The 20,576-nt window shown below is 69.0% G+C and carries 20 protein-coding genes and 3 tRNA genes; 19 read left to right on the top strand and 4 right to left on the bottom strand.

Annotated elements, in window-relative coordinates; translation table 11 throughout:
* Positions 1-136 precede the first annotated feature (136 nt).
* From dtd to gstA, 3 genes are all read left to right on the top strand, one after another.
* Positions 137-586: a D-aminoacyl-tRNA deacylase gene (gene dtd, locus PLC66_RS08010; RefSeq protein WP_324539148.1), complete on the top strand. Its 450-nt coding sequence runs from the start codon at positions 137-139 to the stop codon at positions 584-586.
* Between the two features lie 50 nt (positions 587-636).
* Positions 637-1,020: a DUF423 domain-containing protein gene (locus PLC66_RS08005; RefSeq protein WP_324539146.1), complete on the top strand. Its 384-nt coding sequence runs from the start codon at positions 637-639 to the stop codon at positions 1,018-1,020.
* Between the two features lie 107 nt (positions 1,021-1,127).
* Entirely contained in the window at positions 1,128-1,733 is a 606-nt protein-coding gene (gstA, locus tag PLC66_RS08000; protein ID WP_324539144.1) for a glutathione transferase GstA, read from the top strand.
* A gap of 53 nt (positions 1,734-1,786) precedes the next feature.
* On the opposite strand, the gene PLC66_RS07995 is transcribed toward gstA, so the two are convergent.
* Positions 1,787-2,323 carry a sterol desaturase family protein gene (locus tag PLC66_RS07995; RefSeq protein WP_324539142.1) on the bottom strand — a complete coding sequence of 179 codons (537 nt, stop codon included), beginning with the start codon at positions 2,321-2,323 and terminating at the stop codon, positions 1,787-1,789.
* Between the two features lie 249 nt (positions 2,324-2,572).
* Here PLC66_RS07995 and PLC66_RS07990 point away from each other — a divergent pair, with 249 nt between their 5' ends.
* The 8 genes from PLC66_RS07990 (at position 2,573) to PLC66_RS07955 (ending at position 9,586) form a co-directional block, all read left to right on the top strand.
* On the top strand, positions 2,573-3,088 hold the full coding sequence (locus tag PLC66_RS07990; RefSeq protein ID WP_324539140.1) for an SUF system Fe-S cluster assembly regulator: 516 nt from the start codon (positions 2,573-2,575) through the stop codon (positions 3,086-3,088).
* Positions 3,085-4,557: a Fe-S cluster assembly protein SufB gene (gene sufB, locus PLC66_RS07985; RefSeq protein WP_324539138.1), complete on the top strand. Its 1,473-nt coding sequence runs from the start codon at positions 3,085-3,087 to the stop codon at positions 4,555-4,557. The genes PLC66_RS07990 and sufB overlap by 4 nt, the downstream gene beginning before the upstream one ends.
* Before the next feature lie 17 nt (positions 4,558-4,574).
* Entirely contained in the window at positions 4,575-5,351 is a 777-nt protein-coding gene (gene sufC, locus PLC66_RS07980; RefSeq protein WP_324539154.1) for a Fe-S cluster assembly ATPase SufC, read from the top strand.
* Entirely contained in the window at positions 5,348-6,655 is a 1,308-nt protein-coding gene (gene sufD / locus PLC66_RS07975; RefSeq protein WP_324539137.1) for a Fe-S cluster assembly protein SufD, read from the top strand. Before sufC ends, sufD begins: the two co-directional genes overlap by 4 nt.
* Positions 6,652-7,920 (top strand): cysteine desulfurase, encoded by a 1,269-nt coding sequence (locus PLC66_RS07970; protein ID WP_503012186.1) that lies wholly within the window; start codon positions 6,652-6,654, stop codon positions 7,918-7,920. The genes sufD and PLC66_RS07970 overlap by 4 nt, the downstream gene beginning before the upstream one ends.
* Entirely contained in the window at positions 7,917-8,381 is a 465-nt protein-coding gene (gene sufU, locus PLC66_RS07965; protein ID WP_324539135.1) for a Fe-S cluster assembly sulfur transfer protein SufU, read from the top strand. Before PLC66_RS07970 ends, sufU begins: the two co-directional genes overlap by 4 nt.
* Positions 8,382-8,402: 21 nt before the next feature.
* Positions 8,403-8,972, top strand: coding sequence for a putative Fe-S cluster assembly protein SufT (sufT, locus tag PLC66_RS07960; protein ID WP_324539133.1), 570 nt, complete (start codon positions 8,403-8,405; stop codon positions 8,970-8,972).
* Positions 8,973-9,073: 101 nt separating this feature from the next.
* Entirely contained in the window at positions 9,074-9,586 is a 513-nt protein-coding gene (locus PLC66_RS07955) for a DUF3617 domain-containing protein (protein WP_324539131.1), read from the top strand.
* A 12-nt stretch (positions 9,587-9,598) separates the two neighbouring features.
* Here the strand turns inward: PLC66_RS07955 and PLC66_RS07950 are convergent, their stop codons facing one another.
* On the bottom strand, positions 9,599-13,345 hold the full coding sequence (locus PLC66_RS07950) for a DUF748 domain-containing protein (RefSeq protein ID WP_324539129.1): 3,747 nt from the start codon (positions 13,343-13,345) through the stop codon (positions 9,599-9,601).
* Between the two features lie 169 nt (positions 13,346-13,514).
* Here PLC66_RS07950 and PLC66_RS07945 point away from each other — a divergent pair, with 169 nt between their 5' ends.
* Positions 13,515-14,753, top strand: a complete 1,239-nt coding sequence (locus tag PLC66_RS07945; protein WP_324539127.1) for a BaiN/RdsA family NAD(P)/FAD-dependent oxidoreductase — start codon at positions 13,515-13,517, stop codon at positions 14,751-14,753.
* A 22-nt stretch (positions 14,754-14,775) separates the two neighbouring features.
* On the opposite strand, the gene PLC66_RS07940 is transcribed toward PLC66_RS07945, so the two are convergent.
* Positions 14,776-16,008: an MFS transporter gene (locus PLC66_RS07940; RefSeq protein WP_324539125.1), complete on the bottom strand. Its 1,233-nt coding sequence runs from the start codon at positions 16,006-16,008 to the stop codon at positions 14,776-14,778.
* A 177-nt stretch (positions 16,009-16,185) separates the two neighbouring features.
* Here PLC66_RS07940 and PLC66_RS07935 point away from each other — a divergent pair, with 177 nt between their 5' ends.
* The 6 genes from PLC66_RS07935 to PLC66_RS07910 all read left to right on the top strand — a co-directional run bounded on the left by PLC66_RS07935 (position 16,186) and on the right by PLC66_RS07910 (position 18,481).
* Positions 16,186-16,641: a hemerythrin domain-containing protein gene (locus PLC66_RS07935; RefSeq protein ID WP_324539123.1), complete on the top strand. Its 456-nt coding sequence runs from the start codon at positions 16,186-16,188 to the stop codon at positions 16,639-16,641.
* Positions 16,638-16,856 (top strand): DUF2249 domain-containing protein, encoded by a 219-nt coding sequence (locus PLC66_RS07930; protein ID WP_324539121.1) that lies wholly within the window; start codon positions 16,638-16,640, stop codon positions 16,854-16,856. The genes PLC66_RS07935 and PLC66_RS07930 overlap by 4 nt, the downstream gene beginning before the upstream one ends.
* Complete coding sequence (locus PLC66_RS07925) at positions 16,853-18,124, top strand: hypothetical protein (RefSeq protein WP_324539119.1); 1,272 nt, start codon at positions 16,853-16,855, stop codon at positions 18,122-18,124. The genes PLC66_RS07930 and PLC66_RS07925 overlap by 4 nt, the downstream gene beginning before the upstream one ends.
* Positions 18,125-18,181: 57 nt before the next feature.
* Positions 18,182-18,258, top strand: a tRNA-Pro gene (locus tag PLC66_RS07920).
* Positions 18,259-18,286: 28 nt separating this feature from the next.
* A tRNA-Arg gene (locus tag PLC66_RS07915) sits at positions 18,287-18,363 on the top strand.
* Between the two features lie 42 nt (positions 18,364-18,405).
* Positions 18,406-18,481, top strand: a tRNA-His gene (locus tag PLC66_RS07910).
* Between the two features lie 234 nt (positions 18,482-18,715).
* On the opposite strand, the gene PLC66_RS07905 is transcribed toward PLC66_RS07910, so the two are convergent.
* On the bottom strand, positions 18,716-19,426 hold the full coding sequence (locus PLC66_RS07905; protein ID WP_324539117.1) for an SOS response-associated peptidase: 711 nt from the start codon (positions 19,424-19,426) through the stop codon (positions 18,716-18,718).
* A 209-nt stretch (positions 19,427-19,635) separates the two neighbouring features.
* Between PLC66_RS07905 and PLC66_RS07900 the strand changes: the two genes are divergently transcribed.
* Positions 19,636-20,496: an SIR2 family NAD-dependent protein deacylase gene (locus tag PLC66_RS07900; RefSeq protein WP_324539115.1), complete on the top strand. Its 861-nt coding sequence runs from the start codon at positions 19,636-19,638 to the stop codon at positions 20,494-20,496.
* Positions 20,497-20,576: the final 80 nt, after the last annotated feature.

Here is a 20,576-nt window from a genome sequence, read left to right as displayed (position 1 = left end):
ACCGCCGCCGCGCGCGGCCTGATGGTCGCGACTCGAGATACCAACCCCTTCAAGGCGGCCGGCCTGGCTGTGATCGACCCTTGGGCAAATTGATGGACTCGCAGCACACCCCGCCCCCCTCTCGTAAGGTTTTCCCATGCTCGCAGTGCTGCAACGCGTCTCCGAAGCGCGCGTGATCGTCGAGGGCGAAACCATCGGCGAGATCGGCCCCGGCCTGCTCGCACTGGTGTGCGCCGAGCGCGGCGACACCCCGGCCGAGGCCGACAAGCTGCTCGCCAAGATGCTGAAGCTGCGCATCTTTGCCGACGAGGCCGGCAGGATGAACCGCTCGGTGCAGGACGTGGAAGGCGGGCTGCTCATCGTCAGCCAGTTCACACTGGCCGCCGACACCAAGGGCGGGAACCGCCCGAGCTTCACCAACGCCGCCGATCCGCAGACGGGCCGCTGGCTGTACGAGCACTTCGTCGCCCAGGCACGCAGCGCGCATCCGCGCGTCGAGGCCGGCCGCTTCGCCGCCGACATGAAGGTGCAACTGGTCAACGACGGCCCGGTGACGATTCCGCTACGCATCGCGCCGCCGGTCTGAGCTGCACCCGAATCACCCCTTCCTCAACGACCAACGCCTGTCCCGACCAGATGTCCGACGACCTCCCGCGCTTCCCCCTCCTGGCCGGCGCCCTGTTCGCGGCGCTCGGCGTCGCCCTCGGCGCCTTCGGCGCCCACGGCCTGCGCAGCCTGCTCGATGCCACCGCGCTCGGGTGGTGGCAGACCGCCGTGCAATACCAGATGTGGCATGCGATCGGCCTGATTGCGCTGGCGGCGCTACGCCTGCGCGGCAGTCTGCTGCCGGCCGCCCTGCTGGCGGCGGGCACGGTCATCTTCGCCGCTACCTTGTACGCGATGGCGCTGGGCGGCCCGCGCTGGCTGGGGGCGGTCACGCCGCTCGGCGGCAGCCTGATGATCCTCGGCTGGCTGGCGCTGGCCTGGCGGGTGCTGCAGCGCGCAGCGCCGCGTCCCTGAGCGCTTGCCCTGGCGCGCCTGGCGGTCCAACCGCAAAATACGCCCCACCCTGATCGTCATGCAAAGCGGGCATAATCGGCCCTCCCATCCCCCACGCGGAGACCCCCATGAAGCTCTACATGAAGCCCGGCGCCTGCTCGCTGTCGCCCCACATCGTGCTCGAAGAGTCGGGCCTGGACTACGAGACCGAGACCGTCGACCTCAAGACCAAGCGCACCAGCAGCGGCGAGGACTTCACCCGGATCAACCCCAAGGGCTATGTGCCCGCCCTGCTGCTCGACAGCGGCGAGCTGCTCACCGAAGGCCCGGCGATCATCCAGTACATCGCTGACCAGGCGCCGGCGAAGAAGCTCGCGCCCGCCAACGGCAGCATCGAGCGCTACCGCCTGCAGTCCTGGCTCAACTTCATCGCGACCGAACTGCACAAGTCGTGCAGCCCCTTCTTCAACCCCGCCGCAGGCGAGGACTGGAAGAAGATCGCCGCCGCCAACCTCGAGCGCCGCCTCGCCTACGTCAATGAACAGCTCGAAGGCAAAGCCTACCTGCTGGGCGAGGACTTCAGCGTCGCCGACGCCTATCTCTTCACCATATTGAGCTGGATGAAGTTCATCGGGATCGACATCTCGAAGTGGTCGAACCTTGCCGCCTGCTACGAGCGGGTGGGCGCCCGCCCCGCGGTGCGCGCCGTGCTGAAGACCGAGCAGCTGGGCTGAAGCCCTCAGCCTGAGCGCGCCGGCGTCTCACCCCGCGCCATCGGCCTGCCCCGTCAGCCCGGTGGCGCAGTCCCCAGGCAGCGGTCCCAGAAGCCGCTCAGCGTGCCGAAGCCGCGACGCTCATCATGCGTGTGATGAAAGCCGTGGTCCCGGCGTCGGGCCGCCAGCAGGCCACCGCCCACACCGCGATGCACACGGTCGTGCACCGCCTCCTGCAACATCTCGCCCACCAGCAACCCCAGCGACAGCGCCGCCGAGAAGGCCACGTTGCGCAGCAGCAGCGCAGGCGCGATCAACAGCACCAGCACCAGGGGCACGCTGAATGCCAGCGGGATCCGGATGGGCTCGTCGGGCACGCGATGGTGATGGGCATGCCAGGCCTTGAACGGCTCCACCCGATGCAGCACGAAGCGGTGCAGCAGGTACTCGAGCAGGGTCCACAGCACTAAGCCGCACGCGATCAGCGCAAGCGCCAGCCACTGCGGCATGCCCGTCGCCGCCAGCACGTACCCGGCGAGCAGCACCCCCGCCCCCGCCACCATCAGTGAGGCCGGATAGGCAAGCGCCAGCCGGCGCGGCGCATCATTCACGGCCTTCTCCCCGGGGCGCCTCGCTCATGCAACCCCTCGCCTCGCCTTGCCAGTCCATCGCTCGCTCTCCTCGCCGCTCGGCTGAGTCCCTTAGCCGCTGTCCGGTCCCGTCTTCATGATAGTCGCTGCAATCGGGCGCGCTGTCGGCTGCCCTGGAGCAGGTCGCCGGAAGCCTCGGCATCGCCTCTTGACTATACGGTACTAATTTAGTACTTTTTAGCCACACCGACAGGCGACAGGCACACAGACATGTTGCGCATCAGCAAGCTCACCGACTACGGCACCCTGATCCTTGCCCACATGGCGGGTTTCCCGGGCCGCCTGCACAGCGCCGCCGGGCTGGCCGAGGCCCTCGGCCTGGGGCTGCCCACGGTCAGCAAGGTGCTCAAGACGCTCGGTCGCCATGGGCTGGTGAGCAGCCAGCGTGGCGCCCATGGCGGCTACGTGCTGAGCCGTCCGCCTTCGCAGATCAGCGTGGCAGAGGTCATCGACGCCCTCGAGGATCAACCCTTCGGCCTCACCGAATGCAGCGCGAGCACAGGCGTGTGCAGCATGGAGAATGACTGCCGCATCCGTGACCACTGGCTGCGCATCAATTCCGCGGTCCGCCTGGCCCTGCAAGCGGTCGCCTTGGCCGACCTGGTGCCTCAGCAAGGCGGCGCCTCGGGCGAACACCGCCTGCACGGCCCGCCCCACCTCGCCAACCGCATGACCACCGCCTGCCTGCCCGCATCGCGCACCGACGACCAGGAGAACCGACCATGAACGCCCCCACGCTGACGCCCGCCCCCTCCCACGGTGACGCCATCGGTGCATTCCTCGAGCAGGATTACACCGCCGGCTTCGAAACCCACCTGGACAGCGACAGCCTGCCCAAGGGCCTGTCCGAAGAGGTCATCCAGATGATCTCGGCGCGCAAGGGCGAGCCCGAGTGGCTGCTGCAATGGCGGCTCGAAGCCTACCGCCACTGGCTGACGATGACGCCACCGACCTGGGCGGCCGTGAGCTTTCCGCCGGTCGATTTCCAGGACATCGTCTATTACTCCGCGCCCAAGTCGAAGAAGGACGGCCCCAAGAGCCTGGACGAGGTCGACCCGGAGCTGCTGCGCACCTTCGAGAAGCTCGGCGTGCCGCTGCACGAGCGCGCGCGCCTGGCCGGCGTGGCGGTGGACGCCGTGTTCGACTCGGTGAGCGTGGCCACCACCTTCAGGAAGGAGCTGGCCGAGCACGGCATCATCTTCTGTTCGTTCTCGGAGGCGGTGAAGGAGCACCCGGAACTCGTGCGCCAGTACCTCGGCACCGTGGTGCCGCCGGGCGACAACTTCTACGCCGCGCTCAACTCGGCGGTGTTCTCCGACGGCTCCTTCGTCTTCATCCCCAGGGGCGTGAAGTGCCCGATGGAGCTGTCGACCTACTTCCGCATCAACGCCCGCGACACCGGTCAGTTCGAGCGCACGCTGATCATCGCCGAGGAAGGCGCCTCGGTCAGCTACCTCGAAGGCTGTACCGCGCCGATGCGCGACGAGAACCAGCTCCACGCCGCGGTGGTCGAGCTGATCGCGCTCGACGACGCCAAGATCAAGTACTCCACCGTGCAGAACTGGTACCCGGGCGACAAGGAAGGCAAGGGCGGCATCTACAACTTCGTCACCAAGCGTGGCGACTGCCGCGGCGCGCGCTCGCACATCTCCTGGACCCAGGTCGAGACCGGCTCGGCGATCACCTGGAAATACCCGAGCGTGATCCTGCGCGGCGACGACTCGGTGGGCGACTTCCACTCGGTGGCGCTGACCAACAACCTGCAGCAGGCCGACACCGGCACCAAGATGATCCACATGGGGCGCAACACCCGCAGCACCATCCTCAGCAAGGGCATCTCGGCCGGGCGCGGCAGCAATACCTTCCGCGGCCTGGTCAAGGTCACGCCCAAGGCCGAAGGCGCGCGCAACTACACCCAGTGCGATTCGCTCTTGATCGGCGACCGCTGCGCGGCGCACACCTTCCCCACCATCGAGGTGCGCCACCCCACGGCGCATGTCGAGCACGAGGCCACCACCTCGCGCATCGGCGAGGACCAGCTGTTCTACGCGATGCAGCGCGGCATCAGTGCCGAGGACGCGGTGTCGATGATCGTCAATGGCTTCTGCCGCGAGGTGTTCAAGGAACTGCCAATGGAATTCGCGGTGGAAGCACAGAAACTATTGGGCGTGAGCCTCGAAGGCAGCGTCGGCTGAGCAAAGGGAGAATGAACATGCTGAAAATCAACAACCTGCACGCCGCGGTCGACGGCAAGGCGATCCTCAACGGGCTGAGCCTCGAAGTGGCCGACGGCGAGGTGCACGCGATCATGGGCCCCAACGGCTCGGGCAAGAGCACGCTCGCCCAGGTGCTGGCCGGGCGCGACACCTTCACCGTCACCGACGGCAGCGTGGACTGGGACGGCGCCGACCTGCTCACCCTGCCCGCTGAGGAGCGCGCCCGCGCCGGGCTCTTCCTCGCCTTCCAGTACCCCGTCGAGATTCCCGGCGTGTCGAATGCCTACTTCCTCAAGGCCGCGGTCAATGCCATCCGCCGCCATCGCGGCCTGCCCGAATACGATGCGATGGACTTCCTCGCGCGGGTGAAGGCCGAGATGAAGGCCGTCGGCATGAAGGAGGAATTCCTCTACCGCTCGGTGAATGAGGGCTTCTCGGGCGGCGAGAAGAAGCGCAACGAGGTGCTGCAGATGGCGCTGCTCGAGCCCAGGCTCGCGGTGCTGGACGAGACCGACTCCGGGCTGGACATCGACGCGCTCAAGATCGTCGCCGAGGGCGTCAACCGCCTGCGCTCGCCCGAGCGTTCGATGATCGTCATCACCCACTACCAGCGCCTGCTCGACTACATCGTCCCCGACAAGGTGCACGTGCTGTCGCAGGGCCGTATCGTGCGCTCGGGCGGGCGCGAACTCGCCCTCGAACTGGAAGCGCACGGCTACGGCTGGATCGGCGACGCCAAGCCCGCGGGCGCCGCAGCGGGAGCGCGGCCATGAGCGCAATCGACTTCTGGCTGGCCCAGCAGCAGTCCGCTGCCGCGCACTTGCCCGGCGCCGCACTGCCCTGGCTGGCGAACTTGCGCGCGCGCGCCATCACCCGCTTCGCCGACGAGGGCTGGCCGACCTCGCGGCTGGAGAACTGGCGCCACACCTCGCTCGCCTTTCTGGATCAGCACACGCTCGCCGCAGGGCAAGCGCCTGCGGCCGAGGGCGTACTCGCGGCCTTGCGCGTGAGCGCGCCGGAAGACCACTGGCTGGTCTTCGTCGACGGCCGCTTCGCGCCTGCCCTGTCGGCCATCGGCGGGCTACCGGCCGGCGCCCGCGTCGGCAGCCTGGCCGACGCGCTGCAACGCGAGCCGGAAGCGGTCGAAGCCGCGTTCGGCACGGACGAAGATGGCGACAGCCCGGCGGCGCTGAACGCGGCGCTGGCAGCCGACGGCGCCTGGATCCGCCTCGGGCGTGGCGTGGTGGTGGACAAGCCGCTGCACCTGGTCTTCATCGGCCAGGCCAGCGCCCACCGCCATGTGCGCAACCTCATCGTCGCCGAGGCCGGCGCCCGGGCGACCATCGCCGAGCACTATCCGGCCGGCAGCGACGGCGCGACGCTGACCACGGCGGTCACCCGCATCCAGGTCGGGGCGGACAGCCACATCAGCCACCTCAAGCTGCAACAGGAGGCCGCCAGCGCCATCCACCTCGCCACCATCTCGGCCGAGCAGGCCCGCGGCGCGGTGCTGGCCTCGCATTCGCTGTCCTTCGGCGCACGCCTGGCGCGCAATGACATTCGCACCCGCCTGCAGGGCGAAGGTGCCGAGGCGCTGCTGAACGGCCTCTACCATGCCGATGGTCGGCGCCATGTGGATCACCACACCCGCATCGACCACGCCCGCCCGCAGGGCACCAGCCGCGAGTACTACCGCGGCCTGCTCGACGGCAATGCGCGCGGCGTGTTCACCGGCCGCATCGTGGTGGCGGAAGACGCCCAGCGCACCGACGCGCTGCAACGCTGCGACAACCTGCTGCTGTCGCGCCTGGCCGAGGCCGATGCGCGCCCCGAGCTCGAGATCTACGCCGACGACGTCAAGTGCGCCCACGGTGCCACCGTCGGCCAGATCGACGAGGATGCGCTGTTCTACCTGCGCGCGCGCGGCATCGAGGCCGGCCATGCACGCGAACTGCTCACCTACGCCTTCGCCGCCGAGGTCATCGAACGCATCGCCTGCGCACCGCTGCAGGCGCTCGGCCGCCGTGCCCTGCTCGCCCGCCTGCCCGGCGCCGCCCACCTGGAGGAACTGCAGTGACTGACCTGACTGCCGTGGCCGAAGCAACGACGGCCCTGCCCCTGCTCGAGGTCGCCGCCGACTTCCCGATCCTGTCGCGGCCGGTCAATGGCCGCCGGCTGACCTACCTGGACAACGGCGCGACGACCCAGAAACCGGACGCGGTGATCGAGGCCGAGCGCCGCTTCTACCGCGAATCGAACGCCAACATCCATCGTGGCGTGCACTGGCTGTCGCAACATGCGACCGAGCGCTACGACGCCGCGCGCGCCAGCGTGCAGCGCTTTGTCAATGCGCCGAGCGCCGACGAGATCGTGTTCACGCGCGGCACCACCGAGGCGATCAACCTCGTGGCGCAGAGCTGGGGGCGGCCGCGGCTCACCGTGGGTGACGAGATCCTGATCACCCACATGGAGCACCACTCCAACATCGTGCCCTGGCAGCTGCTGTGCGAGCAGACCGGCGCCGTGCTGAAGGTCGCCGCCGTCGACGACCAGGGCGAGCTCGATCTGGCGAGCTTCGACGCCCTGCTCGGCGAGCGCACCCGGCTGGTGGCGATCACCCATGTCTCGAATGCGCTCGGTACGGTCACGCCGGTCGTCGAGCTCACCGCCAAGGCGCATGCCGCCGGCGCCATCGTGCTCATCGACGGCGCTCAGGCGGTGGCGCATACCCGGGTCGATGTGCAGGCGATCGGCTGCGACTTCTACGCCTTCTCCGGCCACAAGCTGTATGCCCCGACCGGTATCGGCGCGCTCTACGGCCGCGCCGAACTGCTGCGGCACATGCCGCCGTGGCAAGGCGGCGGCGACATGATCCGCACCGTGGCTTTCGAGCGCACCACCTTTGCCCCGCCGCCGCAGCGCTTCGAGGCCGGCACGCCCAACATCGCCGGCGCCATCGGCCTGGCGGCCGCCATCGACTACGTGAGCCGCGTCGGCCTGGAGCGCATTGCCGCCCACGAGCATGCACTGCTGCTGCGTGCCACCGCCGCGCTGGGCGACATCCCGGGCCTGCGCATCGTCGGCACCGCGCGCCACAAGGCCGGCATCGTGTCCTTCCTGGTCGACGGCATCCATCCGCACGACCTCGGCACCATCCTCGACAGCGAAGGCGTGGCGATCCGCGCCGGCCACCACTGCGCGATGCCGCTGATGACGCGCTTCGGCATTCCGGGCACCGCACGCGCGTCGTTCGCGCTGTACAACGACTTCGCCGACATCGACGCCCTGGTGGCTGCGATCCGCAAGGCGCAGGACATGTTCGGCACGCGGAGGCCGCGATGAGCGATCGGGACGACATGCTGCGCGAGCTCTACCAGGAGGTGATCTTCGATCACAACCGCAACCCGCGCAATTTCCACCCCATGGCCGCGGCCGACCACCAGGCCGACGGCCACAACCCGCTGTGTGGCGACCAGCTCACGGTGTATCTGCGCATCGCCGACGGCGTGGTGCAGGACGCCAGCTTCGTCGGCCATGGCTGCGCCATCTCCACCGCCTCGGCGTCGCTGATGACCGAAGCCGTGAAGGGCCGGCCGGTGGAAGAGGTGGAGGCGCTGTTCCGCGACTTCCACGCCCTGCTCACCGCCGCGCAGGAGGGCGAGGCGCCGCGCCGCGACTTCGGCAAGCTCGAGGTGCTGGCGGGCGTGCGCGAGTTCCCCGCCCGGGTGAAGTGCGCGACCCTGGCCTGGCACACCCTGCACAACGCGATCACGGGCGCGCACGACACCGCCCACACCGAATAGCACGCACGCGAGGAGCGCATCATGGGCGAACGTTATGGCGAAACCGATTCCCGCATCCTGCAGCGCGACTGCGCGGCGGTCAGCGTGCCCTGGGGCCGGCCCGAAACTCTGGAGGAAGGCAGCTACGCGCTGATCACGCAGCGCCTGGGCGGCTCGATCACGGTGATGAGCGGCGGCAACCTCTATCGCATCGACGAGCGCAACGCCGACGCCCTCGGACTCGAGCCGCAACTGCCGCCGGCGCTGCCGACCCAGGCCGAGGGCGAGATCGACGCCGACAGCGTCGAACGCGCCGCCTGGGCGCAGCTTGCCACCTGCTTCGACCCCGAGATCCCGATCGACATCGTCAATCTCGGCCTGGTCTACGCCTGCACCGCGGAGCCGCTCGGCGACGGCCGCTACCGACTGGCGGTGAACATGACGCTCACCGCGCCCGGCTGCGGCATGGGCACGCTGATCGCCGACGAGGCGCGCGAAAAGCTGCTAGGCATCCCGGGCGTGGCCGAGGCCGAGGTGAGCCTGGTGTGGGATCCGCCGTGGAGCCGCGAGATGATGAGCGAGGCGGCCAGGCTGGAGATGGGCATGCTCTGAGTGCAGCCGAATTGCGCTGGCGCAAGGCGGCAGGCGCGGGCGTGCTGCTATGCTTTCCAGGCCCTGTCACCCATGCCGATTCCCTGCCCCGGAGACCGCCCATGCGCCTTGCTGTCGCACTCGTCGCCCCCTTGTTCAGCGCGGCCGCGCTCGCGGCGCCCACCCCCACCGATCCGCCAAAGCGCCTGCCCGGACTGTGGGCCATCGACACCACGCCCGCGACCGAAGCCGCGGGCGTGGCGAGCTTTCACCTGTGCATCGGCGCCACCGACCAAGACATCCTGCGCCGCCCCGGCCACGACAGCCGCGACTGCCGCGCCGAGTCCTGGAGCAAGGACGAGCACTACCGCTACTACTCGGCCGAGTGCACGGTCAAGGGCAGCAGCGCGCGCATCGAAGGGCGCTTCACCGGCGACTTCCAGTACAACTACCACGGCGAACTCACCACCACCTACTCGCCCGCGCTGGACGGCGCGACCGAGGCCAGGATGGAAGTCGCCGGCCGCCGCCTGGCGCCGTGCAAGCCCGAACACCCGGTCGACAAGCTCCTGATCCATGGCCAGGACGGTGTCGGCAACCTCAACGTCGGCGAGCCGATCATCAAGCTGCGCTGAGCCCGCGCCGGGTCAGCGCAGCCCGAACTGCACCTGACCCGCCTCGCCGACCGGCTCCACCTTGGGCTCGAGCACGAACACGCGCTCGCCCGGCACCTGTCCCTCTGCGGCCAGCCACGCCCGCACCGCCTGCGCGCGCTGCTGGGCAAGGCCGCGCAGTTCCTCGTCACCGACCTGGACGCTGGCGCGCATCAAGGCCTCCATCTCGGGCACCGGCAGATCCTTGACCAGGCCGATGAGGTTGCGCGGCTTCTTGAAGTCGGCCTCGCGATAGGCCTTCTTGAGCAACTCGGGGTACTCCTCGGCACCGATCTCGACCTCCTCCAGCGAGGGCGCGTCCTCGCCGGCGGCAATCATCGCCTTCAGCTTCTGCGCTCGCAGCGCCTGCTCCAGCCCCTGCTGGCGCAGGCCATCGACATCGACCGCGGGGTCGGCGCGCCCGGTGACGTCCAGCCGCAGCGCCGGGCGGTCGATCAAGGCCTGGGCGAGCGCGCTCAGGCGCGCCTCCTGGGCCTCGCCGATGCGCGCACTGCCGGGGGCGAGCTCGAGCTGGGACAGCTCCTCGCCGCCACCGAGCACCGAACCGAGCAGGGCGAACGGCGAGGTGATGGCCTTGCCGATGAGGTTGAAGAACATCTTCAAGACCAGACCGAAGATGCTGAACTCGGGATCGTCGAGCGTGCCGCTCACCGGCAGCCGCAGGTCGATCTCGCCGCGACTGTTCTTGAGCAGCGACACCGCAAGCTGAACCGGCAGATTCACCGCATCCGGGCTATCGACCTTGTCGCCGAAGGTGAGCTGATCGAGAAAGATCTGGTTGGTCGCAGTCAGCTTGCGCTCCTCGATCTTGTAGTTGAGCTCGGCCGACAGCTTGCCGCGGGCGATGCCGTAGCCGACGTACTTGCCCGAATAGCTCGACAGCCCGGTGAGCTCGAAGTCCTTCACCGTGGCGAGGATGTCGAGGTGGGCGTCCTGGCGGAAGGGGTTGAGTTCGCCGGTGATGCTGAGCGGCGCGCTGTGGTCCACCTTGCCGCTCAGCGCCAGGCGGGCAATCGTGTCGGGCGCGGTCGACAGGCCGGCCAGCTCGCCCGCCAGATCGGTGAGGTTCGCATCGTAGTTGGGGCGGATGAAGCGGTCGCTGAAGGCGACGTTGCCGCGCTTGAGCTCGATGCGGTCGATGCGGATCGGCGGCGGCGGCGCGGCCGGCGGCGCGAGCTCCACGCTGCGCCGCCCCTCGCCTTCTGCCGGCGCGGCCGGCAGGCCCTCGCCGGCGATCGCGGCGCTGGCTGCAGCGGCGGGGGCGGCGGCCGCTGTGCGCTGCCCGCCCTGGCTGCCGCCCGTGCCCGCACCCGCTCCCGCACCGCCGATCTCGCGCAGGTTGAGGCGGCCCTCCTCGTCGAGGATCAGGCGGGTGTAGAAGTCGTCGAGCGCGACACGCTGGATCGCGAGCGAAAACGGCTCCAGCCGGGCATTGATGCCACCCACCCGCAGGGTGCGCCAACGCACGAAATCGGTGGCGTTGAGGCGATCAACCGAGGCGAAGTTGGCCACCCCGACATCGCCCCGGAAGCTGGCGAGCAAGCGGCCGCGGCGGTCCGTCTGCAGGTTGAGCCGGCCCTGCGTGGTCAGGTTGCCGCGCGAGATCGCGATCTTGGTCTGCGCCAGCACATAGGGTTGAACCGGCAGCAGATCGACGCTGCGCAGGTCGAGGCGCAGCTCGGCTTTCAGCGGTTCCAGGCTCAGCGGTCCGGATACGGCGATCCGGCCGCGCTTGTTGAAGCGCGAGTCGAGCTTGATCTGGCTGGTGTTGCCCTTCGCCGTCGAGAAGCCATCGAGCTGGAAGTCGATGTCGTCGACCGTGGTCACCACCGGCCGCGCCACGCTGCGATCCTCGAGCCGCAGCGCGGTGGCGCTGACGGCGAGCTTGTCCACGCTCAGCACCCAGTCGGGCTCGGCCGCTGCCTTCGTCGCCGCGCGGGCGGGCGGTCGGGCTGGCGTCGGCACCAGCGCCTTCACCAGGTCCAGGTCGCCATTCCTGAGGCGCACGGCCGACACCGCCGCCCCCTTCACGTCGAGCGCGGCGAGCTTGAGGCTGCGCCCGCGCAGGTCGATCACGGCGTCGCGCACGTCGAGCTCGGGGACGCGAACGGCGGGCTCCTTGGCCCCCTTGAGCGCGAAGGCGAAGTCGCGCAAGGCCAGGGTCTCGGTCCTGAGGTCGATGAGCGGCGTGCCGTCGTCCGCCAGCACCAGGCGGTAGCTCGCGCTGCCGCCCAGGCTGCCCGCGCGCAGCTCGCCGCCGGGCACGGCGGCCGCCACATAGGGGGCGTAGCGCGGCAATTGCAGCGCCTCGAACTGCAGGTGGCCGGCAAACTCGAAGGGCTGCAGCCGCAGGCGGTCCTCGTGCACGAACTTCTCGCCGGCGTCGGTCACGTAGTCGAGGCGGATCTCGGCGGGGATCTCGCCGATGGTGGCCAGGTCGCGCACATCGAGGTTGATGGCCTCGATGCGGGTGCGGAAAGGCCCGGCCACGCTGCGGTCCTCGAAACGGATCACGCCGTCACGCACGCGCGTGAGCGCGAGCAGGAAGTCCGGGCTGGCCGCGGCCGGCTGCGAGGCTGCACCCCCCGCCTGCGCCGTCTGCCCGTCGGCGCTTGCCCCCGTCGGCGAAGACTTGCTCCCCGCTTCACCCTGCTCGCCCTTGCCTGCGGGCGGCAACAGACCGAGCAGATTGAGGCCGCCATCCTCGAGGCGGACGACATCGATCTCGGGCTGCGCCAGCCGCAAGCGGGTGAAGTGCCAGCGCCCGATCAGCGGCTGCACGTCGGCGAACTCGAGCTCGGCCTCGGCAATGCGGGCGACCTGAACACCCTCGCGATCCTGCAGCACCAGCCCGTCGACCTGCAGCGGGCCGCGCAGTGCGAACACCGGCGGCCCATCGGGCGGCTGGCGGAAGGACAGCTCGAGGTTGGTGGTCAGCAGTGCGGACGGCAGCCGGAAGCGCGCCTCCATCGGCAGATAGACGAGCCAGGGCGCGAGGTCGAACTGCTTGAGCGCGACGTCGAGGATGGTCTCGTGGGATTCCGCAAACGGCTTGGTGCGCGCGTTCAGCAGCAGCGGCTGGCCGTTGAGGCTGGCCGACAGCGAGGGCTGAACAAAGACATCCACGCGCACCGGCAGATTGGAGACGAAGGGCACGCCGAGACCGATGTCGCTGAGTTCGTGCGTGAGGCCGCGCGCCTTGTCCGCGACCGTGACATGGCCGTCACTGATGCGGATGTTGCCGATCGAGAACAGCATGGGGGTGGCCTCGGCATCGGCCTCGCCTCCACCCAGCGCGGCAAGCCGCTCGGCGACATCGCCCCAGTTGTGCCGACCGGCGTCGTCGACCTCCAGCCGCAGGCGCGGCCCGACGAGCGCCAGCTCGTGCAGCACGATGCCGCCACGCACGAGGGATTCGAGTTCGAGGTTGGCGCGCAGCGCCTCGAAAGCCAGGGCCTCGCCACCGCCGTCGGCCTCCTTGATGCTGAGGCCGCCCACCTCCCCCGTGAGGCGGAAGGGGTTGATCAGCACGCGGTCGACGGCGACTTGCCGCCCGAGCGTCTCGCCGAGCAGCTTTTCGGTGTAGTGCCGCGCCAGCGGCGGCGCGGCGAGATAGACGATGGCGGCCAGCGCGAGCAGCGTCGCGCCGATCCACAACACCTTGCGCCGTCCGCGCCCGCTGCGTGCAGCCGGGTTCGATTCGGTGGTGGTGTCAGGCATGAGGTGCTCCAGCAGGAAGTATTGTTTTTGGATGGGCGTAGCCGTGCGGAGTCGGGCCCGGACCGCGTCCGGGCCTGCCGCCATGCGACTGGAATGGCCACGGCAGCGCGCATTGCCGGCTCCGGGAACAAGGCGTATTCTGCGCCGCTTTCCATCCACAGGTAAGGACGTGACGCTCGAACGCACGCCCGTCTGCAGCCCCAGCCGGCGCAGTTTCGATGTCGTCATCATCGGCGCGGGTGCCGCCGGCATGATGTGTGCCGCCACCGCCGGCCAGCGCGGGCGCAGCGTGCTGCTGATCGACCACGCCCCCCGGCTCGCCGAGAAGATCCGCATCTCCGGCGGCGGACGGTGCAACTTCACCAACCGCCGCGTCGGCGCCGACAACTACCTGAGCCGCAACCCGCACTTCGTGCGCTCCGCCCTGTCGCGCTACACGGCCGGCGATTTTATCGATCTCGTGGCCCGCCACGGCATCGATTTTCACGAAAGGAGCTGGGGCCAGCTTTTTTGTGATGACTCCGCGCAACAGATCATCGACATGCTGCGCGCCGAATGCGAGGACGGGGGCGTCGAGTGGGCCATGCCGGCGCAGGTGCACGGCATCGAGCGCACGGCCGATGCGGCCGAGCGCTTCGTCATTGAAACCGATCAGGGCCGCTTCGCCGCACACAGCCTGGTGATCGCCAGTGGCGGCCTGGCCATCCCCAAGATCGGCGCCACGCCTTTCGGCTACCGAGTGGCCGAGCAGTTCGGCCTGGCCGTGGTCCCACCACGGCCGGCCCTCGTGCCCCTGACCCTGCCGCCCGAGACCCTGGCCCTGATCGCGCCGCTGTCGGGCATCTCGCTCGAGGTCGAGGCACAGTGCCGCGGCCCGGTGTTTCGCGAGGCTGCGCTCGTCACCCATCGCGGCCTGTCCGGCCCGTCGATCCTGCAGGTGTCGAGCTACTGGCAGCAACAGGCCTACGAGGACGACGAGTGGGCGCCGGTGAGCATCGACCTGCTGCCCGGCGTCGATGCCGAAGCCTGGCTGCTCGCCCACGCCCAGGACCGCGGCCTGCTCGCGAATCTGCTCGCCGCCCACCTGCCGCGGCGGTTTGCCCACGCCTGGTGCGAGCTCCATGGCTGGACGCGACCGCTCAACCAGTACCGCCATGCCGAGCTGCGCAGCATCGCGGCGGCGCTGTCGTCCTGGGCGCTGGTGCCCTCCGGAACCCAGGGCTATGCCAAGGCCGAGGTCACGCTGGGCGGCGTGGACACCCGTCAGCTGTCATCGAAGACCCTGGAGGCACGCACGCTGCCCGGCCTCTACTTCATCGGTGAGGTGGTGGACGTGACCGGCCACCTCGGCGGCTACAACTTCCAGTGGGCCTGGTCCTCGGGGGTTGCCTGCGGGCAGGCGGTCTGAACCCGCCTGGCCGGCGCCGGGGCTAGCGCGGCGCGGCGCTGGGCGCCGGATCCCTGGCCTTCAGCAGGGGCAGGAATCCGATGAGCTGGAGCGCAATCAAACCGGCAAAGCTGAGCCACAAGGCGCTGGCCATCGCGTAGCCCTGCGCCTGCAGCAGATCGAGCGCGACGCCGAGCCCCCACTGCACGAAGAAGGCGCCGGCAAACGCCATCAGGTTGATCGCCGTGCTCACGCGGCCGAACAGCGCGGGCGGGAAGGCGCGCGAGGCGGCCAGATAGGTCTGCGAATTGACCGCCGAGAACAGGCCATAGACGAACCACAGCAGGATCGGCGGCGCCAGCGACCACAGGATCCCGAGCTGTGCCAGCAGCAGGCAGACGTAGCCCCAGCGCAGCAGGGCCAGGGCACGGATGCCACGCCGTGCCAGCCCCACGCCGAGCAGGCCGATCGACAACTGCCCCACCAGGCTGCCGAGGTTGAGCACCACCAGCATGCGCGCGGCGCCGGCGAGATCGAAGTTGTTCACGTGCATCAGCCAGGGCACCGCCCACAGACTCTGCAAGGCCATGAAGCCGCCGACGAAGAAGGCCGCCGACGCGGCATAGCGCAGGAAAGCAGGCGCCACGTAGATTCCCGCCACCACACGCAGGGCACCGCCGATGCTGCCGCGCGGCCCGCTGGCCAGCGCATCGGGCAGCGAGCGATAGATCTGCACGGAGGCAATCAGCGCCAATGCCGCCACCAGCCAGAAGGCGCCGCGCCAGCCGATGAAGGGCAAGGCGGCCTCCAGCGGTGCGCTCGCAGTGAGCGCGCCCAGTGCACCCGCGGCCATGATGAAGCCCGTCATCGAGCTCTGGCGCTCGGGCGGATACCACAGGGCGAAGCCCTTCAGCGCTGCCATCAGGCAGGCGGACACGCCCAGGCCGATGAGGGCGCGCGCGAAGCCGAGCGCAGGCAGCGAATCGCCGAGCGCAAACAGCACCGCTCCCAGCGCGGTCACCAGCAACAAGGCCGCCTCGACCCGACGCGGCCCGAAGCGGTCGAGCGCCATGCCCACCGGAATCTGCGCCAGCCCGAAGGCAAGGAAATAGGCGCTGGTGAGCAGCCCGAGGTGGGCTGCCGACAGCCCGAGCTCTTCGGTGAGCGCGGGCGAGATCACCGCGTTGACCGTGCGCAGCAGATAGGAAAGGTAGTAGCCCAGGGCAAAGGGCAGAAAGATCCTGCCCCACGCGCTGGGCGCCGCGCTCGCATGCATCGGCCGAATCCCTTAGAAAATCAAGCCGGCATTGTGCCTGTTCGCGCGCGCTCGGCGCCAATGTTGCGGTGCGGGCCGGGGACGGACGCGCCATCACCGAATTCGTCGACTTGACTCTTATCAATGCCGACGCGCACGCGCTGCGGAGAATGCGCATACCCACCGCCGGAGCGCACCATGACCTCGATCGCCGAACTGATGACGCATGACCATCGCAGTTGCGACCACGACTTCGCCCGCGCCGAGACGCTCGCCGCAAAGGGCGACTGGCCGGCTGCGACCGAGGCCCTGAACCGCTTCGCCGCCAGCCTCGAATCGCACTTTCGGGCCGAAGAACAGGAGCTCTTTCCACGCTTCGAGGCGGCCACCGGAATGACACAGGGTCCGACCGAAGTCATGCGTGGCGAGCACATCGAGATGCGCGCCACGCTGGACCGGATGAGCTCGGCGCTCGAACAAAGGGATGCCGATGAATTTGCCGGCGAGGCGGAGACGCTGCTGATCATGATGCAGCAGCACAACATGAAGGAAGAGAACATCCTCTACCCCATGTGCGACACCCGCCTCGGCGCGCAGCGCGAGGAGATCGTCAACACCCTGGCACTGCGCTTGAACAGGAAGCTCACAGCATGAATACCCGCACCGTAGACGCCCGCGGCCTCGAGCCGCCCGAGCCCTTCGAGCGCGCCATGGAGGCCATCGCCGACCTGGCGCCCGGCGGCGAGTTCATCCTGCTGCTCGACCGCATGCCACAGCCCCTGCTGCGCATGCTCGATCGCGACGGCTACCGCCACGACGCGCGCTTCCGCGAGGACGGCGCGGTCGAGATCCGCATCGGGCGACCATGAGTGGCGCCAACCCCGGCCTCGCCTACCACGACACCCCTCCGCTTTCGGCACCGCTGCGTTTCTTCCTCACCGCGCCGCTCTTCGGTCTGGCGGCGGGCTTGGTGCTGCTCGCCGATGGCGAGCTGCTGGTGTCGCGCTGGACGCCAGGCGCCCTCGCCCTCGTCCATCTGTTTGCCGCGGGCTTCATGCTGCAGGCCATGCTCGGCGCGCTGCTGCAGATCCTGCCGGTGGTCGCCGGCGCGAGCGTTCCGGCACCGCTGCGCATTGCCGGCCTCACCCACGTGCTGCTCGGCCTGGGTGCCGCCAGCCTCGCCATAGGCCTCGGCCTCGGACAGCCGCTGGCCATCGTCGCCGGCGGCGCGCTGCTGGTCGGCGGGCTGGGCATCTTCCTGCTCGCCAGCGTGATCGGGCTCGCCCGAGCCGCCCACGCGCAGGGCGCGAGCCGCACGCCGCGCGACCTGCGCCTCGCGCTGTCGGCGCTGGCCATCGCCACCGGCCTCGGCCTGCTGCTGGCCTTCGTGATCGGGCGTGGCATGAGCCTGCCCCTGGCCCTGCCCACCCTGGTCGACCTGCATGCCGTGTGGGCCTGGATGGGCTGGGGTGGCCTGCTGCTCGCGGCGACGAGCTGGGTGGTGGTGCCGATGTTTCAGATCACGCCCGCCTACCCCGCCGGCTTCACCCGCTACTGGGCCCCCGCCACCCTTCTCAGCCTGGTGCTGTGGTCGTTGAGCATGAGCGTCGGGCTGGGCTGGGGCGTGATGCTGTTCGGCACCGCGCTGCTGGTGTGCGCAGGCGCGTTCGCCGCCCAGACCCTCGGTCTGCAGCGCCGCACCCGTCGCAGCACGCCTGACGCGCCCTTCCGTGCCTTCCGCCTGTCGATGCTGAGCCTGCTGGCCAGCCTGGTCGCCCTGCTGTTGGCCGCGCTGCATGACGCCCCACAGTGGCCGGTGCTCGCCGGCGTGTTGATCCTGCACGGCACCTTTGCCGGCGCGATCAGCGCCATGCTGTACAAGATCGTGCCCTTTCTCGCCTGGCTCAACCTGACGCAGGCCGGCGTGCGTGCGCCCAACATGAAGAAGCTGCTGCCCGACCGTCCCGCGCGCCTACAGTTGCGACTGCATGGCATCGCCCTCGGCGCCCTCGTGCTCGCCGTGCTGGTACCGGTGCTGACCCCTGTGGCCGGCCTGCTGGTGGCAGCCGAATTCGGCTGGCTGCTCGTCAATCTGTCGCGCGCGGTACTTGCATGGCATCGCGCCGCGCAGCCCTGAAGAACGTTTGAAATACGTTTGACGAGCCGAAAAGGACTCTGTATAGTTCGCGGCTCTCGGGGTGTAGCGCAGTCCGGTAGCGCGCTTGCTTTGGGAGCAAGATGTCGGGGGTTCGAATCCCTCCACCCCGACCAGCTCACACCCCGAAATGCCCGCGGGATTCTGCCCGTAGCTCAATTGGATAGAGCACCGGCCTTCTAAGCCGGGGGTTGCAGGTTCGATCCCTGCCGGGCAGGCCAGGACAGGTTTCAAGGCTTCGGTATCGCCGGAGCCTGGTAGTGGCGGCATTAGCTCAGTTGGTAGAGCGTTGGATTGTGGCTCCAAAGGTCACCGGTTCGAAACCGGTATGTCGCCCCACAAAATCAAGGACTTAGCGCGTATTCGGCACCTCGCGAAAAGTCACAATGAGCGGTCACAGTAAGCAGACGAACCCACCCTTGCGGTGGGTTTTTTCGTTTTTGGAGGCTTTGCTTATTGTTGCATGCGCGCAACAAAAGCTCGTTTAGGGTTTGTTTCCCGCTTCCTTCCTGCACTCCTCCCGATGCATGCGCCGTAGTGCCGCCCACGCGGCACGGTCGCCTGGCGAACGAGTCATTTCAGATCCGCGCCATCCCCGCTGACGTGGATGGGGGCAATCAAGGCCTCCCCCTCATTGCGGACGTTCCCCACCGCGCGCGACACCGGATGGAGCGCCAGCGCGGCCTCCGGACAGGGTTGCAGCAATGCCTGCACCTGCTCGGACGGTGTGGCCCCGTCCAGCCACGCCGCATAGTCCACGGGGGCCAGGATCACCGGCATGCGGTCGTGCAGCGGACGCATCGCCGTGTTGGCCGCGGTGGTGACGATCGTGAAGGTGTCGATCTCCTCACCGTCCGCCGCCCGTGTCCAGCGCTCCCATAGCGCGGCCAGGCCGAAGAGCGCGCCCTCGCGCGGGTGGATGTAGAAGGGCTGCCTGGTGCCGCGCGCCTGGTCACTGGGCTGCTGCCATTCGTAGAAGCCGTTGGCCGGCACGATGCCGCGCCGGCGGCGAAAGGCCGAGCGGAACGATGGCTTGTCGGCGACCGACTCGCCGCGCGCGTTGATCAGCCTGGTCGCGATCGCCTCGTCCTTCGCCCATGACGGCACCAGGCCCCAGCGCAACAACTGGATCACCCGCTCGCCGCTCGGCCGCTGGCGCACCAGGGGCAGCCATTGCATTGGCGCCGCGTTGTAGCGAGGAGTAAATTCGAAGCCTTCCAGCTCCGCGTCGAATGCCTCGCGCAGGCGCGAGGCCGGACCATAGAGGGCGTAGCGACCGCACATTGGCAACTCCCGACTTCACGACAACAAACGCATGGTAATACCTGTCCGCCTGCGTATCGAAGCGCGCCTCGAAGTGCGCGGAGGCCGGGCTGCCTCATCAATGGGCAACGGCCGCTTTCCCAGCGCCCACAATACCTCCGGGCACTTATCCACACGCTCACACACAACGCTGTCCCCATCCGGTGGGGACAAGTCTGCCAGCGCCATCCATGTCAACGCCCCCTTCCCCGCTTGAATTCGAAGACCGATTCGCCCGTTGTGCGCGGCTGATCGCCCAGGCCGATGGCCTGCTCGTCACCGCCGGCGCCGGGCTCGGGGTCGATTCAGGCCTGCCGGACTTCCGCGGCAGCGAAGGGCTGTGGCGCGCCTACCCCGCCCTGGGGCGGGCGCTTATGTCGTTCGCGCAGATTGCCTCGCCGCACGCCTTCCACGCCCGGCCAAAGCTCGCCTGGGGCTTCTATGGACACCGGCTCGCGCTCTACCGTCGCACCACGCCCGGCCCGGGTTTCGGCATCCTGAGCGCGATCGGGCAGCGCCTGCCGGCGGGCCTCTTCGTCTTCACCTCGAACGTGGACGGCCAGTTTCAACGCGCCGGCTTCGACCCGGAGCGCGTCGTCGAATGCCACGGCTCGATCCACCATCTGCAGTGCATCAAGCCCTGCCGGGACACGATCTGGTCCGCCGAAGGTTTCGTGCCCGAGGTCGATGACGATGCGTGCGAGCTGCTCAATGAGCCGCCGCGCTGCCCGCACTGCGGGGCACTGGCGCGGCCCAACATCCTGATGTTCAACGACGACGGCTGGATCGAGCATCGGACCGACCTGCAGTGGTCGCGCTTCAAGGCCTGGCGCAGGCATGTGGACCGGCTGCTGGTGATCGAGATCGGCGCGGGAACCGCCATCCCCTCGGTGCGCCTGTTCGGCGAAGAGCAGCATGCACCGCTGATCCGCATCAACCCCACCGACTCGCACACCGCGACCGATCGCGGCGTCTCGCTGCCAATGACCGGCGCCCAAGGCCTCGGCGGCATCGAGCAGGCGCTGCTCAGGGCGGGTTTCCCGATGCGGTGAAACGCAGCCGTTTGCGCGCCGGGATCGATGGCTGCAGCGTCGGCCCGGACGACGACGCTCGATGGGTCGAAGGCAGCAAA

It is taken from the genome of Thauera sp. (assembly GCF_035444905.1).
Classification (GTDB): Bacteria; Pseudomonadota; Gammaproteobacteria; order Burkholderiales; family Rhodocyclaceae; genus Thauera.
The sequence above is the reverse complement of the archived record's forward strand: the minus strand, read 5'-3'. Positions and strand labels throughout refer to the sequence as shown.